The following is a 15,743-nucleotide window of genomic DNA, read 5'->3' as shown; positions in this document are numbered from 1 at the left end:
GCGGTGGACCCGGGCCCTTCGCCGTGTGCTCAGGCCGCGGCCGCCGCACGCGCCCCTCGCGTACGCCCCGTCACGCGTCGTAGACGTCGGCCTTCTTGGGGCCGGGCTCCTGGATGCCGCCGCTGAGGACCAGCGAGCGGTTGGTGAAGCGCTCCGTGTCCACGTTGTGCTCGTCGAGGAACTTCAGGGTCGCGGAGTGGACAGCGCGCAGCACCGGCGTCGCCATTCGTATGGCGTCGTCGGCCATGAAGCGGTTCTTCCAGAGCGGACCCGCCCAGACGTGCCGCAGGCCGAAGGGCTCGGGCAGGACCATCTTGCCGCCGAGGAACTCCAGGATCGGCGGGTACCAGGTGAGCGGGGCGCGCACCGCCAGCCGGACGATGTCGTCGGTGGTGAGCAGCGGCTGCTGGACCGACTTCGTCTCCCAGAACCGGACGGTCTTCGAGACCTCCTTGGTCTTGGCCGCGGGCTTCGTGCCGAAGAGGCCGTGCACGGGGCCCAGCGCGTGGCCGGTGACCTCGATCCTGAGCGTGTGGTGGAGCGAGGTCACCGTGACCATCATCGTGAGGACGAGGTTCCCGTCCCACAGGGTGAACTGGACGCCGAGGTAGTGGCGATTGCCCGCGCCGAACTGCTGGTCGTTGCAGATGCGCTGTATCTCGTGCGGCTTGACCTGGAAGTGGACGATGTTGTCGCCCTCGGGGCGGGTGACCGAGTCGGCGCCCTCGCCGACCGCCGAGACGATCCAGTGCTTGACCGTCGGCTTCGGGAAGCCGGTCTTGAGGGAGCCGCGCTCCAGCAGGGTGAGCTGGTCGTGGATCTTGCGGATGACGTCCCAGGCGCGGAAGTCGTGGATCTCCCGGCCGGCCACGGGGACGAGCTCCTCGGCGAGGGTCCAGCTGCCCCAGCGGGTGCCCAGACCGAGGATGCCCTTGGGCCCGGCGTAGAACGCGATGTTGGACTGCTGCTCGGCCGAGAGCTTCTCCAGGTTCAGCCGGAGCTCCTCGGCCGACTTCTCGCCGGGGTCCTGCGGAACGGACTTGGGCACCTGCGGACCGACGCCACCGCCGCTGAGCAGAGCCGCCCAGCGCTCCCGCAGGTCGACCGCGGACCGGTCGCAGATCCGGCGGGCCAGGAACCACCCGATGACCGGCGCCACGAGCATGGCACGCAGGTAGTTCGGCAGGAACCCGTCGAGGGGCAGCTTGAGCAGCACGAGCGCGGAGAAGATCCCCGCCCCCCACAGCAGGACGGTGCCGATGACGCTCGTCCGCCTGTTGTCGGAGCCGGCGGCCAGGCGGCGCAGCTGGATGACGCCGAGCCAGAGCAGCAGGCCGGGCAGGAACAGGACACCGCAGACGAAGGTGATCAGTGTGAGTTTCGCGTCCCGCTGCCGGCGGATGTGGGTGGCCGCGAGGCAGTGCTCGACGACCGGCTGCGGCTCGGCGCCGAACGACTGGATCAGGGCGCCGCGGCCGCCGCCGAGCATCCGGACCTGGACGGCCCGGGAGAACGCCTCGCCCAGGTCGGGACGGAAGAGCTTCTCCCACTTCCCGGCCTTGAGCGTCGTCTTGTAGAGCTCGTTGTCCGCTTCCTGAATCGTCTTCAGTTCGCTGTCCCGGTAGGCGGCGGACGCGAGCGCGTTCGTCGCCCCCGTACCCCCTCCCGTGCCCGTGAGGGGGACCTGCGCCCCGGGTCCGAAGCCATCGATCGACACTGCCGCCCCCATCGCCGCGGTTACCTGTGCGGGCTGTTCCCAACTGCCGCGCCCCGCACACCTTCTGAGCTGGGCACCACAGCGTAACCGGGTACCGTCGTGTGCGTCACCGCCTGTGGATATCCAGGCCGAATGACGTTCGCCCGACATGTGCCGGGCGAACGTGCACCGCCGTCATGTCTGCGCTGCCGCGCTGTCACCCCTTCAACCGGGCGCCTTTTCAGGCCTGTTCGCGGACCTTCTCGGCGAGGTGCGGAGGCATCGGCTCGTGCCGGGCGTACGCGCGGTCGAACCGGCCGGTGCCGTGCGACACGGAGCGCAGATCGATCGCGTACCGCCCGATCTCGATCTCCGGCACCTCGGCCCGGACCAGGGTCCGCCCGGGACCGGCCTGGTCGGTGCCGACGACCCGGCCCCGCCGCCCCGACAGATCGCTCATCACGGGACCGACGTACTCGTCGGGTACCAGGACCTGGACCTCGGCGACCGGCTCCAGGAGGTGGACGGCGACCTCGGCCGCCGCCTCGCGCAGCGCGAGCGCCCCGGCCGTCTGGAACGCGGCGTCGGAGGAGTCCACCGAGTGGGCCTTGCCGTCCTTGAGGGTGACCCGGATGTCCACGAGCGGATAGCCGGCCGCGACACCGCGCGCGGCCTGGGCCCGCACACCCTTCTCGACGGAGGGGATGAACTGCCGGGGGACCGCGCCGCCGACCACCTTGTCGACGAACTCGATGCCGCTGCCCGCGGGGAGCGGCTCCACCTCGATCTCGCAGATGGCGTACTGGCCGTGACCGCCGGACTGCTTGACGTGCCGGCCCCGGCCCGCGGAGGCGCCGCCGAACGTCTCGCGCAGCGACACCTTGTACGGCACGGCGTCGACCTGGACCCCGTACCGGCCGCGGAGGCGTTCGAGGACGACGTCCTGATGGGCCTCGCCCAGGCACCACAGGACCACCTGCCGGGTGTCCTGGTTCTGTTCGAGGCGCAGCGTGGGGTCCTCGGCGACCAGCCGGGCGAGCCCCTGCGAGAGCCGGTCCTCGTCGGCCTTGCCGTGGGCCTGGACGGCCAGCGGGAGCAGCGGCTCCGGCATGCTCCAGGGCTCCATCAGCAGCGGATCGTCCTTCGCGGAGATCGTGTCGCCGGTCTCGGCGCGGCCCAGCCGCGCCACACAGGCCAGGTCCCCGGCGATGCAGTGCGCCATGGGCCGCTGCTGCTTGCCGAAGGGAGAGGTGAGGCCGCCGACCCGCTCGTCGACGTCGTGGTCCTCGTGTCCCCGGTCGGCCAGGCCGTGACCGGAGACGTGGACGGTCTCGTCGGGGCGCAGGGTGCCGGAGAAGACGCGGACCAGGGAGACCCGGCCCACATAGGGGTCGGCCGCGGTCTTCACGACCTCGGCGACGAGGGGGCCGTCGGGGTCGCAGGTGATCGGCGGACGGGGCTGCCCGTCCGGGGTGGTCACGGCGGGCGGTTCGTGCTCCAGGGGGGAGGGGAAGCCGCCGGTGATGAGCTCCAGGAGCTCCAGGGTGCCCAGGCCCTGCGTACCGCCGCCGGTGGCGGGCGCGGCCGCGAGCACCGGATGGAAGGTGCCCCGGGCGACGGCCTTCTCCAGGTCGTCGACGAGCGTCTTCACGTCGATCGACTCGCCACCGAGGTAGCGGTCCATCAGGGTCTCGTCCTCGCTCTCGGCGATGATCCCCTCGATCAGCCGGGCCCGGGCCTCGGCGATCAGCTCCCGCTGACCCTCGTCGGGCGGGTTCTCCTGCCGTACCCCCGTCGAGTAGTCGAAGATCCGCTCCGAGAGCAGGCCGACCAGACCGGTCGCGGGCGCGTGCCCGTCGGCGCCCTCCTCGCCGCGCACCGGGAGGTAGAGGGGCAGGACGGCGTCCGGGTCGTCGCGGCCGAAGAGCGAGGCGCAGACCTCGGTGAGTTCGCCGAAGTCGGTGCGGGCGGTGTCCAGGTGGGTGACGACGATGGCGCGGGGCATGCCGACGGCGGCGCACTCCTCCCAGATCATCCGGGTCGACGCGGCGACGGCGTCGGCCTCCTGGGCGGCCGAGACGACGAAGAGGGCCGCGTCCGCCGCGCGCAGACCGGCCCTCAGCTCCCCGACGAAGTCGGCGTACCCGGGGGTGTCGAGGAGGTTGATCTTGTACCCGTCCCAGCCGACCGGGACGAGGGAGAGCTGTACGGAGCGATGCTGGCGGTGCTCGATCTCGTCGTAGTCGGAGACGGTGCCGCCGTCCTCGACCCGCCCCGCCCGGTTGAGCGCCCCGGCGGTCTGCGCCAGTGCCTCGACCAGGGTCGTCTTGCCCGATCCGCTGTGGCCGACCAGTACCACGTTCCGTACGGCCGTGGGCCGGTCGGCCGTCAAAGCCCTGCCGGCGGCTCCGGCGGCCGTGTTCGTCTTGTCACCCATGATGAGTTCCTCCCGACTGCTCGCACGGTGCGGCGGTACGACGGGTGCCTCGGGGGAGTGGTGTGTCGCGATACGGCTCCGGCGGGTGCCCGCGATGGTCCTTCGAGCTTTGCACCGACGCGAGGAGGCGTCCATACGTCGTACACGGGGACGGCCCTCGCGGGGGACGCGGACGCGGTGGGGCGGGTGCCGCCCGTGCGCCGGGGCGCGCGTGGCTACGATGGGTGAGCCGGTGGTCGTAGGGGCCGCGCGGCCCACCGAACCTCGGGAAGGCCATGCTGAACAAGTACGCGCGTGCATTTTTTACGCGTGTCCTCACACCGTTCGCCGCGTTTCTGCTCCGCAGGGGCGTCAGCCCCGACGCGGTCACGCTCATCGGCACGGCGGGAGTGATGGCCGGCGCGCTGATCTTCTTCCCGCGCGGGGAGTTCTTCTGGGGCACCATCGTCATCACCCTGTTCGTCTTCTCCGACCTCGTCGACGGCAACATGGCCCGGCAGGCGGGGGTCTCCAGCCGCTGGGGCGCCTTCCTCGACTCGACGCTCGACCGGGTCGCCGACGGCGCCATCTTCGGCGGCTTCGCGCTCTGGTACGCGGGCAAGGGCGACGACAACGTGCTGTGCGCCGTGGCGATCTTCTGCCTCGCGAGCGGTCAGGTCGTGTCGTACACGAAGGCCCGAGGTGAATCGATTGGCCTGCCCGTCGCCGTCAACGGTCTGATCGAACGCGCCGAACGCCTGGTGATCTCGCTCGTCGCGGCAGGCCTGGCCGGGCTGCACACGTTCGGCGTCCCCGGCGTCGAGGTCCTGCTCCCGATCGCGCTGTGGATCGTGGCCGTCGGCAGCGCCGTCACCCTGGGCCAGCGCGTCGTGACCGTACGACGGGAATCGGCCGAGGCGGACGCCGCCGCGGCCGGCGGGAGCGGGGCGACGACATGAGCACGCTGAAGGACGGCACGTCGGCGGAGGGCGGCTCCCCGGGCGGGGCCTCGCAGGGCGACGCTCCGCAGGAAGTCACGCCCTCCGGCAGCACGCTCAGGGAACGGCTGAGCGACGGGCTGTACGGCGCCGGCTGGGCGACCGTGAAGAAGCTGCCCGAGCCGGTTGCCGCAGGCCTCGGCCGACGGATCGCCGACCTCACCTGGAAGCGACGGGGCAAGAGCGTCCTGCGTCTGGAGTCCAACCTCGCGCGCGTGGTGCCGGACGCCACGCCCGAGCGGCTCGCCGAGCTGTCGAAGGCCGGCATGCGCTCGTACATGCGCTACTGGATGGAGTCCTTCCGGCTGCCGACCTGGAGCAAGGAGCGGGTCGAGCACGGGATAGACATCAAGGACGTCCACCACCTCCAGGAGGGCCTCGCCGCCGGGCGAGGGGTCGTCCTGGCCCTGCCTCACCTGGCGAACTGGGACCTCGCGGGCGTGTGGGTGACCCGCTGCCTCGGCGTGCCGTTCACCACGGTCGCCGAACGGCTCAAGCCGGAGACGCTGTACGACCGCTTCGTGGCCTACCGCGAGTCCCTCGGCATGGAGGTCCTCCCGCACACCGGGGGCTCCGCCTTCGGCACGCTGGCGCGACGCCTGCGGGCGGGCGGCCTGGTCTGCCTGGTCGCCGACCGCGACCTGTCCGCGTCCGGCACCGAGGTGACGTTCTTCGGCGACACCGCGCGGATGCCGGCGGGACCGGCGATCCTCGCCCAGCAGACGGGCGCGCTGCTCCTGCCGGTGACCCTCTGGTACGACGACACACCGGTCATGCGGGGACGCATCCACGCACCGATCGACGTACCCCAGTCGGGTACGCGGGCAGAGAAGACGTCCGTCATGACACAGGCGCTGGCCGACGCCTTCGCCACCGGCATCGCGGACCACCCGGAGGACTGGCACATGCTGCAACGACTGTGGCTCGCCGACCTGGAGGAACGCCCGGAGCCCGGCGCCGCCGCCGGGACCGCGGGCACCGAGCGGGGCGGGGAGCGCGGCGAGTGAAGATCGGGATCGTCTGCCCGTACTCGTGGGACGTGCCGGGCGGCGTCCAGTTCCACATCCGGGACCTCGCCGAGCACCTCATCCGGCTCGGCCACGAGGTCTCCGTCCTCGCGCCCGCCGACGACGAGACGCCGCTGCCGCCGTACGTGGTGTCCGCGGGCCGGGCCGTCCCCGTGCCGTACAACGGCTCGGTGGCACGGCTCAACTTCGGCTTCCTCTCGGCCGCGCGGGTGCGCCGCTGGCTGCACGACGGCACCTTCGACGTCGTCCACATCCACGAGCCGACCTCGCCGTCGCTCGGACTGCTGACCTGCTGGGCGGCGCAGGGTCCGATCGTGGCCACCTTCCACACGTCGAACCCGCGCTCGCGGGCCATGATCGCCGCGTACCCGATCCTCCAGCCGGCGCTGGAGAAGATCAGCGCGCGCATCGCGGTGAGCGAGTACGCGCGGCGCACGCTCGTCGAGCACCTCGGCGGCGACGCCGTCGTCATCCCCAACGGGGTCGACGTGGACTTCTTCGCCCGCGCCGAGCCGAAGAAGGAGTGGCAGGGCGAGACGCTCGGCTTCATCGGGCGCATCGACGAGCCGAGGAAGGGCCTGCCCGTCCTCATGCGGGCGCTGCCCAGGATCCTCACCGAGCGGCCCGGGGCGCGGCTCCTGGTCGCCGGGCGCGGCGACGAGGAGGAGGCGGTGGCCTCGCTGCCCCGGGAGATGCGCTCCCGGGTGGAGTTCCTCGGCATGGTCAGCGACGAGGACAAGGCGCGGCTGCTGCGCAGCGTCGACGTGTACGTGGCGCCCAACACCGGGGGCGAGAGCTTCGGCATCATCCTCGTCGAGGCGCTGTCGGCGGGCGCGCCGGTCCTGGCCTCCGACCTGGACGCGTTCGCGCAGGTCCTGGACCAGGGGTCGGCGGGCGAACTCTTCACCAACGAGGACGCGGACGCGCTCGCGGACGCGGCGATCCGACTCCTCGGCGACGAGGAGCGCCGCGCGGAACTGAGCGCGCGGGGTTCGGCCCACGTCCGCCGCTTCGACTGGACGACGGTCGGCGCGGACATCCTGGCGGTCTACGAGACGGTGACGGACGGGGCGGCGGCGGTGGACACGGACGAACGAGTGGGCCTCCGCGCCCGCCTGGGCTTGTAGCCCCCGGGCCGCCGGGGCTGCCCCTGCCGCGGCCCGCGCCCCCCGGCCGGGACGGACGCCCCCTGCCCGGGCTCAGCCCCGCCGTGCGTTGGCCCGCCGGGCTTGCCCCCGCCGGTCGGCGGCCCCCGCCGCCCACCGCGTTGTGGGCAATCGTTCCGCAGGGCGGAACGGGTGGGCACAACGGAACGGCGCCCCTTGCCGGGCCCAGGCTTCCGCGCCTGAACCCGCACCACAGGTGCGGCGACTGTTGTGCGGGCCGGGCACAAGGGGCACGAGGCGCCGTCAGAGGGCGCCGTCCCGCGTGCCCACCCGTCCCTCCCGACGAGGACTTCGTCCGGGGGGAGACCTCCAAGCGGGACGATGGCCCACACGGCGGGCACGGCTCCCGCGGCGCGTCCCACACCGCACCACCTTCGAGAACGGGCGCTGCCGGCGCCCCGGTAGCCTTTCCGCCCGTGACCGAAACCCTGATCTGGACCGTCGTCGCGCTGATCCTCATCGGCGTCTATCTCAGCTGGACCGCCGGACGGCTCGACCGGCTGCACTCCCGTATCGACGCCGCCCGCGCGGCCCTGGACGCGCAGTTGCTGCGCCGGGCCTCGGTCACCCAGGAGTTGGCCACCTCCGGCGTCCTCGACCCCGCCGCCTCGATCGTGCTGTACGAGGCCGCGCACGCGGCGCGGCAGGCGGAGGAGGACCACCGGGAGGTCGCCGAGAGCGAGTTGAGCCAGGCCCTGCGGGTGGTGTTCGGCGAGCCCGAGCAGGTGGAGCTCGTACGGGCGGCTCCCGGTGGCGAGGAGGCCGCGGAGGAGCTGGCGGCGTCCGTCCGCCGGGTGCCGATGGCCCGCCGCTTCCACAACGACGCGGTCCGCGCGGCCCGCGCCCTGCGCCGCCACCGTACGGTCCGCTGGTTCCGGCTCGCGGGCCACGCGCCCTTCCCGCTGGCCTTCGAAATGGACGACGAGGCGCCGGTGGCCCTTGCCGACCGCCCGGCCTGACGCTCTCAGCCTGCGAAAACGATCCACCGGGTCCACATTGGCCCTTGCTGTGGACTGCACGTGGACTGTTTCCTCGACCTAGTCGTCAACCCCTGTTGTCACGAGTGAGGTACCCGTGTCCACCACGCCTTCCCTTTCCCCCCAGTCCCCCGAGACCGGCACCGCCCGTGTGAAGCGCGGCATGGCCGAGCAGCTCAAGGGCGGCGTGATCATGGACGTGGTCAACGCCGAGCAGGCGAAGATCGCCGAGGACGCCGGCGCCGTGGCCGTCATGGCCCTGGAGCGGGTCCCCGCGGACATCCGCAAGGACGGCGGCGTGGCCCGCATGTCCGACCCGAACATGATCGAAGAGATCATCGGCGCGGTCTCCATCCCGGTCATGGCCAAGTCCCGCATCGGCCACTTCGTCGAGGCCCAGGTCCTGCAGTCCCTCGGTGTCGACTACATCGACGAGTCCGAGGTCCTCACCCCGGCCGACGAGGTCAACCACTCCGACAAGTGGGCCTTCACGACCCCCTTCGTCTGTGGCGCCACCAACCTGGGCGAGGCCCTGCGCCGTATCGCCGAGGGCGCGGCCATGATCCGCTCCAAGGGCGAGGCCGGCACCGGCAACGTCGTCGAGGCCGTCCGCCACCTGCGCCAGATCAAGAACGAGATCGCCAGGCTGCGCGGCTTCGACAACAACGAGCTGTTCGCCGCCGCCAAGGACCTGCGCGCCCCGTACGAGCTGGTCAAGGAGGTCGCCGAGCTCGGCAAGCTCCCGGTCGTGCTGTTCTCCGCCGGTGGCGTCGCCACCCCCGCCGACGCCGCGCTCATGCGGCAGCTCGGCGCCGAGGGCGTCTTCGTCGGCTCCGGCATCTTCAAGTCGGGCGACCCGGCCAAGCGCGCCGCCGCCATCGTGAAGGCCACCACCTTCTACGACGACCCGAAGATCATCGCGGACGCCTCCCGCAACCTGGGCGAGGCCATGGTCGGCATCAACTGCGACACCCTCCCCGAGTCCGAGCGCTACGCCAACCGCGGCTGGTAACCACTGATGAGCACACCCGTGATCGGTGTCCTGGCACTCCAGGGCGACGTACGGGAGCACCTGATCGCCCTGGCCGCGGCTGACGCCGTGGCCAGGCCGGTCCGGCGCCCCGAAGAGCTGGCCGAGATCGACGGTCTGGTCATCCCCGGCGGGGAGTCCACCACCATCTCCAAGCTGGCCGAGCTGTTCGGCATGGCGGAGCCGCTGCGCGAGCGGATAGCCGCCGGCCTGCCGGTCTACGGCACCTGCGCCGGCCTGATCATGCTCGCCGAGAAGATCCTCGACCCGCGTTCGGGCCAGGAGACCTTCGGCGGCATCGACATGATCGTCCGCCGCAACGCCTTCGGACGGCAGAACGAGTCCTTCGAGGCCGGCGTCACCGTCGCGGGCATCGAGGACGGCCCCGTCGAGGGCGTGTTCATCCGGGCCCCCTGGGTGGAGTCCGTCGGCGCCGAGGTCGAGGTCCTCGCCCAGCACGAGGGTCACATCGTCGCCGTACGGCAGGGCCGGGTCCTCGCGACCTCGTTCCACCCGGAGCTCACCGGGGATCACCGTATGCACGCCCTGTTCGTCGACATGGTGCGCGCGGCACGCTGATCCGATCCCGGTAGGATCTCTGGGGTTCGTTCAGAAATGGGTTACGCGAAGGAGACAGGCAGATGTCCGGCCACTCTAAATGGGCTACGACGAAGCACAAGAAGGCCGTGATCGACGCCAAGCGCGGCAAGCTCTTCGCGAAGCTGATCAAGAACATCGAGGTCGCGGCCCGCACGGGCGGCGCCGACCTGGACGGTAACCCGACACTGTTCGACGCCGTCCAGAAGGCGAAGAAGCAGTCGGTCCCGAACAAGAACATCGACTCCGCGCTCAAGCGCGGTGCGGGCCTCGAGGCCGGCGGCGCCGACTACGAGACGATCATGTACGAGGGCTACGGTCCGAACGGTGTCGCGGTGCTCATCGAGTGCCTCACCGACAACCGCAACCGCGCCGCCTCCGACGTGCGCGTGGCCATGACCCGCAACGGCGGCTCCATGGCCGACCCGGGCTCGGTCTCGTACCTGTTCAACCGCAAGGGCGTCATCGTGCTCCCCAAGGGCGAGCTGTCCGAGGACGACGTCCTGGAGTCGGTGCTCGAGGCCGGCGCCGAGGAGGTCAACGACCTCGGTGAGTCCTTCGAGATCATCAGCGAGGCCACCGACCTGGTCGCGGTCCGCACCGCCCTCCAGGACGCCGGCATCGACTACGACTCCGCCGAGTCCAGCTTCGTCCCGACCATGCAGGTCGAGCTCGACGAAGAGGGCGCGCGCAAGATCTTCAAGCTGATCGACGCGCTGGAGGACAGCGACGACGTGCAGAACGTCTTCGCCAACTTCGACGTGAGCGACGAGGTCATGGAGAAGGTCGACGCCTGATCCGAGCCGTCGATCGACGCGGCTGGACAGCGGGCCGACGGGGACACACCCCCGTCGGCCCGCTGTCGTTCGTGCGGCGTTGTCGGTGGCAGCGGATAGCCTGCACAAACAGGTGAGCGAGGAGGGGGTGCGGCGTGCGTGTTCTCGGGGTGGACCCGGGTCTGACCCGGTGCGGCGTCGGCGTCGTCGAGGGGGTCGCCGGACGGCCCCTCACCATGCTCGGCGTGGGCGTGGTGCGGACCGCCGCGGACGACGACATCGGGGTGCGCCTCGTCGGCATCGAGCGCGGCATCGAGGAGTGGCTCGACCGCTTCTCGCCCGAACTCGTCGCCGTGGAGCGGGTGTTCAGCCAGCACAACGTCCGTACGGTGATGGGCACGGCCCAGGCGAGTGCCGTCGCCATGCTCTGCGCCTCGCGCCGCGGCATCCCCGTCGCCCTGCACACCCCCAGTGAGGTCAAGGCCGCCGTCACCGGCAGCGGACGCGCCGACAAGGCGCAGGTCGGGGCCATGGTGACCCGGCTGCTCCGGCTCTCCGCGCCGCCCAAGCCGGCCGACGCCGCCGACGCCCTCGCCCTCGCCATCTGCCACATCTGGCGCGCCCCCGCCCAGAACCGTCTCCAGCAGGCCGTCGCCGAGAACCGTCTCCAGCAGGCGGTCGCCCGGCAGGCGGCCGCAGTGAAAGGCCGAACCCGATGATCGCCTTCGTCAGCGGCCCGGTCGCCGCGCTCGCCCCCACCACGGCCGTCATCGAGGTCGGCGGCGTGGGCATGGCCGTCCAGTGCACCCCGGGAACGCTCGCGGGACTGCGGATCGGCGAGGACGCCCGGCTCGCCACCTCCCTCGTCGTGCGGGAGGACTCCCTCACCCTGTACGGCTTCGCGGACGACGACGAGCGGCAGGTCTTCGAGCTCCTCCAGACCGCGAGCGGCGTCGGGCCCCGGCTCGCCCAGGCCATGCTCGGGGTGCACAGCCCCGACGCGCTGCGCGTCGCCGTGTCCACCGGAGACGAGAAGGCCCTCATGGCCGTCCCCGGCATCGGCAAGAAGGGCGCGCAGAAACTCCTCCTCGAACTGAAGGACAAGCTCGGCGCGCCGCTCGGCAGCAGCGGCATGGTCGGCGCCCAGCGGGCGGCGGCCTCCGGACCCGCGCCGTGGACGGAGCAGCTGTCCGCCGCGCTCATCGGACTCGGCTACGCCTCGCGCGAGGCGGAGGAGGCCGTGGCGGCGGTGACGCCGCAGGCGGAGGAGGCGATCGCCGCGGGCGGCTCGGCGCCGGTGCCGCAGCTGCTGCGGGCGGCCCTGCAGTCCCTGAACCGCGCCCGCTGACGGGCCCCGCCGCGCGGGCCCTCCCCACCCCGGCGCACCGACCCCCGCACCACCACCGAGAAGGCAGAAGAACCGTGAACTGGGACGACGAGACCACCGGCGACGACGAGGCGCGCATCGTCGGGGCATCGGCCGAGGGGGACGACCAGGCCGTCGAGGCGGCTCTGCGGCCCAAGGACCTCAGTGAGTTCGTCGGCCAGGAGAAGGTCCGTCAGCAGCTCGACCTGGTCCTCAAGGCCGCCCGTCAGCGCGGCGCCACCGCCGACCACGTGCTGCTCTCCGGCGCCCCCGGCCTCGGCAAGACCACCCTCTCGATGATCATCGCCGCCGAGATGAACGCGCCGATCCGCATCACCTCGGGCCCCGCCATCCAGCACGCCGGCGACCTCGCCGCGATCCTCTCCTCCCTCCAGGAGGGCGAGATCCTCTTCCTCGACGAGATCCACCGGATGTCCCGGCCCGCCGAGGAGATGCTCTACATGGCGATGGAGGACTTCCGTGTCGACGTGATCGTCGGCAAGGGCCCCGGCGCCACCGCCATCCCGCTCGAACTCCCGCCGTTCACCCTGGTCGGCGCCACCACCCGGGCCGGACTCCTGCCCCCGCCGCTCCGCGACCGCTTCGGCTTCACCGGCCACATGGAGTTCTACGACCCGGCCGAGCTCCAGCGCGTGATCCACCGCTCCGCCGGACTCCTCGACGTCGAGATCGACCCGGCGGGCGCCGCCGAGATCGCCGGCCGGTCCCGCGGCACGCCCCGTATCGCCAACCGGCTGCTCCGCCGCGTCCGCGACTACGCGCAGGTCAGGGCCGACGGCGTCATCACCCGGGAGATCGCCGAGGCGGCCCTCAGGGTGTACGAGGTCGACGGCCGCGGCCTCGACCGGCTCGACCGGGCCGTCCTCGAGGCCCTGCTCAAGCTCTTCGGCGGCGGCCCGGTCGGTCTGTCCACGCTGGCCGTGGCGGTGGGGGAGGAGCGCGAGACCGTCGAGGAGGTCGCCGAACCCTTCCTCGTACGAGAGGGACTGCTGGCCCGTACGCCCCGGGGACGGGTCGCCACCCCAGCGGCATGGGCGCACCTCGGACTGGTTCCGCCGCAGGCAGCGGGCCCGGGGGCGGCCGGAAGCGGACAACAGGGGCTCTTCGGGGCGTGACGGTGCTGACACTCGCCCGGACAGGAACCGGGGTGCGATGCTGGACGTTGTTCAGTCGATGCGGACTCGCCTAGACTCCGCCGATGCCGCCCTTTCTGGTCGGCGCGCCCACCCCCGAAGATCAGGCCGCGGGTTCTCCGCGACCGTGCGAAGGAAACCCGTCCCGTGAGCATCGTGACCCTCCTCCCCTTCATCGTCCTCATCGGGGCCATGTTCCTGATGACCCGCTCTGCCAAGAAGAAGCAGCAGGCGGCGGCGCAGATGCGCAACGAGATGCAGCCCGGCACCGGTGTACGGACGATCGGGGGGATGTACGCCACCGTCAAGGAGATCGGCGACGAGACCGTCCTCCTCGAGGTCGCGCCCGGCGTGCACGCCGTCTACGCGAAGAACGCGATCGGCGCCGTCCTCGAGGACTCCGAGTACAACCGCATCGTCCACGGTGACGACGAGGACTCGGACTCCGACACGGTCGTCCCGGACGACGCCTCGTCGCTGACCGAGGCCGCCGAGGCCACGGAGACCGTCGAGGACGCGCCGAAGGCCGATCTGACGAAGAAGTCGGACGTGACCGACGCTGCGGAGGGCCAGAAGGACGGCAAGGCCGACGGCGAGACCGACGCGAAGTAGTCGCGGCTGAGGACACCGCGCATGCCCACCGGGCGTGCGCGGTTCTCGGAACGGTTCCACGTCTGCGGGGGAAGGTCCCCACACACACTTCGTGGCCGTCCCGCGCACACCCGGCGCGGGACGGTTGGACAGGGAGATACGACAGGTGGCAGCACCGAAGAAGGGCCGAAGGCCGGCGGGGGGACAGAGCCGGCCGGGCCGCGCCCTGGCACTCATCCTGATCGCCATGGTCGCGCTCACCGGCGGCATGTTCTGGTCGGGGCACACCACCCCGCGCCTGGGCATCGACCTCGCCGGCGGTACCTCGATCACGCTCAAGGCCAAGGCTGAGCCCGGCCAGGAGTCGGCGGTCAACGAGACCAACATGAACACCGCCGTCGGCATCATCGAGCGCCGGGTCAACGGTCTCGGTGTCTCCGAGGCCGAGGTCCAGACGCAGGGCAAAGAGAACATCATCGTCAACATCCCTCGCGGGACGAACGAGAAGCAGGCCCGGGAGCAGGTCGGTACCACCGCCCAGCTCTACTTCCGGCCCGTTCTCGCGGTGACGAACGGTGGACCCGCCGCGGCGCCCACCGCCGGCTCCTCCGGTTCTCCCTCGGCCACGCCGAAGCCGTCGGCCTCCACCTCCGGCTCGTCCGTGGGCGAGAAGTCGGGCACCCCGACGCCCACCGGCTCCGCCCAGGGCCGTGCGCTCACCGAGGCCCTCAAGGCCCCGAGCCCCACCCCGACGCCGACCGGCGGCGCCTCGTCGTCCGCGACGCCGAAGGCCACCGGCACCCCGTCGGCGACGCCGACGCCGGACGCCGCCACCGCGGCGCTCCAGCAGAAGTTCACCTCCCTGAACTGCCTCGACCCCAAGCAGCGCAGCGCCGCCGGCCAGGGCGTCAAGCCCGCCGAGCCCACCGTGGCCTGTGGCGAGGACGAGCCGGGCGTGTGGTCGAAGTACCTCCTCGGCCCGGCCGAGGTCGAGGGCCGTGACGTCGACGACGCCAAGGGCCAGCTCGACCAGCAGCGCGGCATGTGGATCGTCACGATGGACTTCACGGACGCGGGTTCGAAGAAGTTCCAGGCGATCACCGGCAAGCTGTCCTCGCAGGCCGACCCGCAGAACCGCTTCGCGATCGTCCTGGACGGCGAGGTCGTCTCGGCCCCGTCGGTGCGCCAGACGCTGAGCGCCAGTGCCGAGATCTCCGGCAACTTCAACCAGCAGTCGGCCCAGGACCTCGGCAACATCCTGTCGTACGGTGCCCTGCCGCTGACCTTCGAGACGCAGAGCGTCGACACCGTCACCGCCGCGCTCGGCGGTGACCAGCTGGAGGCCGGCCTGATCGCCGGCGCCATCGGCCTCGGTCTGGTCATCATCTACCTGGTCGCCTACTACCGCGGCCTGTCGCTGATCGCCATCCTCAGCCTCGGCGTCTCCGCGCTGCTCACCTACGTGATCATGGCCCTGCTCGGCCCGGCCATCGGCTTCGCGCTGAACCTGCCGGCCGTCTGCGGCGCCATCGTCGCCATCGGTATCACCGCGGACTCGTTCATCGTGTACTTCGAGCGCATCCGTGACGAGCTCCGCGAGGGCCGCACGCTCCGCCCGGCCGTCGAGCGCGCCTGGCCGCGCGCCCGTCGCACCATCCTGGTCTCCGACTTCGTGTCGTTCCTGGCCGCGGCCGTGCTCTTCATCGTCACCGTCGGCAAGGTCCAGGGCTTCGCGTTCACGCTCGGCCTGACCACCCTGCTCGACGTCGTCGTGGTGTTCCTCTTCACCAAGCCGGTCATGACGCTCCTCGCGCGGACCAGGTTCTTCGGCGACGGCCACCCCTGGTCCGGCCTCGACCCGAAGCGACTCGGCGCCAAGCCGCCGCTGCGCCGCACCCGTCGTGCCAATGCCTCTGTCGCTGGCCCTGTCGACCCGAAGGAGGCGTGA

General features: G+C 71.7%; 14 protein-coding genes. 12 read left to right on the top strand and 2 right to left on the bottom strand.

Translation table 11 applies throughout. From position 1 onward, the window contains the following. Positions 1-70: 70 nt before the first annotated feature. Together ACIP84_RS22095 and ACIP84_RS22090 are read right to left on the bottom strand one after the other, a co-directional pair. A complete protein-coding gene (locus ACIP84_RS22095) occupies positions 71-1,729 on the bottom strand; it encodes a hypothetical protein (protein ID WP_401799592.1) in 1,659 nt (552 codons plus the stop codon). 208 nt (positions 1,730-1,937) lie between these two features. Next, positions 1,938-4,133 (bottom strand): elongation factor G-like protein EF-G2, encoded by a 2,196-nt coding sequence (locus ACIP84_RS22090; protein WP_401799590.1) that lies wholly within the window; start codon positions 4,131-4,133, stop codon positions 1,938-1,940. Positions 4,134-4,408: 275 nt separating this feature from the next. Between ACIP84_RS22090 and pgsA the strand changes: the two genes are divergently transcribed. From pgsA to secD, 12 genes are all read left to right on the top strand, one after another. Then, complete coding sequence (pgsA, locus tag ACIP84_RS22085; protein WP_401799587.1) at positions 4,409-5,071, top strand: phosphatidylinositol phosphate synthase; 663 nt, start codon at positions 4,409-4,411, stop codon at positions 5,069-5,071. Continuing rightward, positions 5,068-6,117, top strand: a complete 1,050-nt coding sequence (locus ACIP84_RS22080; protein ID WP_401799584.1) for a phosphatidylinositol mannoside acyltransferase — start codon at positions 5,068-5,070, stop codon at positions 6,115-6,117. The genes pgsA and ACIP84_RS22080 overlap by 4 nt, the downstream gene beginning before the upstream one ends. Continuing rightward, positions 6,114-7,265 (top strand): glycosyltransferase family 4 protein, encoded by a 1,152-nt coding sequence (locus ACIP84_RS22075; protein WP_355961167.1) that lies wholly within the window; start codon positions 6,114-6,116, stop codon positions 7,263-7,265. The genes ACIP84_RS22080 and ACIP84_RS22075 overlap by 4 nt, the downstream gene beginning before the upstream one ends. Before the next feature lie 455 nt (positions 7,266-7,720). Then, entirely contained in the window at positions 7,721-8,263 is a 543-nt protein-coding gene (locus tag ACIP84_RS22070) for a hypothetical protein (RefSeq protein WP_209493854.1), read from the top strand. A gap of 115 nt (positions 8,264-8,378) precedes the next feature. After that, a complete protein-coding gene (gene pdxS / locus ACIP84_RS22065; protein ID WP_401799581.1) occupies positions 8,379-9,293 on the top strand; it encodes a pyridoxal 5'-phosphate synthase lyase subunit PdxS in 915 nt (304 codons plus the stop codon). 6 nt (positions 9,294-9,299) lie between these two features. After that, on the top strand, positions 9,300-9,890 hold the full coding sequence (pdxT, locus tag ACIP84_RS22060) for a pyridoxal 5'-phosphate synthase glutaminase subunit PdxT (protein ID WP_355961172.1): 591 nt from the start codon (positions 9,300-9,302) through the stop codon (positions 9,888-9,890). Between the two features lie 62 nt (positions 9,891-9,952). Beyond that, positions 9,953-10,705, top strand: a complete 753-nt coding sequence (locus ACIP84_RS22055) for a YebC/PmpR family DNA-binding transcriptional regulator (RefSeq protein WP_319318076.1) — start codon at positions 9,953-9,955, stop codon at positions 10,703-10,705. A gap of 134 nt (positions 10,706-10,839) precedes the next feature. After that, entirely contained in the window at positions 10,840-11,403 is a 564-nt protein-coding gene (gene ruvC / locus ACIP84_RS22050; protein ID WP_073914711.1) for a crossover junction endodeoxyribonuclease RuvC, read from the top strand. Beyond that, positions 11,400-12,032, top strand: coding sequence for a Holliday junction branch migration protein RuvA (gene ruvA, locus ACIP84_RS22045; RefSeq protein ID WP_209493850.1), 633 nt, complete (start codon positions 11,400-11,402; stop codon positions 12,030-12,032). The genes ruvC and ruvA overlap by 4 nt, the downstream gene beginning before the upstream one ends. 74 nt (positions 12,033-12,106) lie before the next feature. Further along, a complete protein-coding gene (gene ruvB, locus ACIP84_RS22040) occupies positions 12,107-13,186 on the top strand; it encodes a Holliday junction branch migration DNA helicase RuvB (RefSeq protein WP_355961178.1) in 1,080 nt (359 codons plus the stop codon). Between the two features lie 165 nt (positions 13,187-13,351). After that, a complete protein-coding gene (yajC, locus tag ACIP84_RS22035) occupies positions 13,352-13,816 on the top strand; it encodes a preprotein translocase subunit YajC (protein ID WP_055602346.1) in 465 nt (154 codons plus the stop codon). Positions 13,817-13,961: 145 nt separating this feature from the next. Then, a complete protein-coding gene (gene secD / locus ACIP84_RS22030) occupies positions 13,962-15,743 on the top strand; it encodes a protein translocase subunit SecD (protein WP_401799576.1) in 1,782 nt (593 codons plus the stop codon).

It is taken from the genome of Streptomyces sp. NPDC088707 (assembly GCF_044752725.1).
Classification (GTDB): domain Bacteria; phylum Actinomycetota; class Actinomycetes; order Streptomycetales; family Streptomycetaceae; genus Streptomyces.
This window is presented reverse-complemented; position numbering and strand designations above follow the sequence as displayed.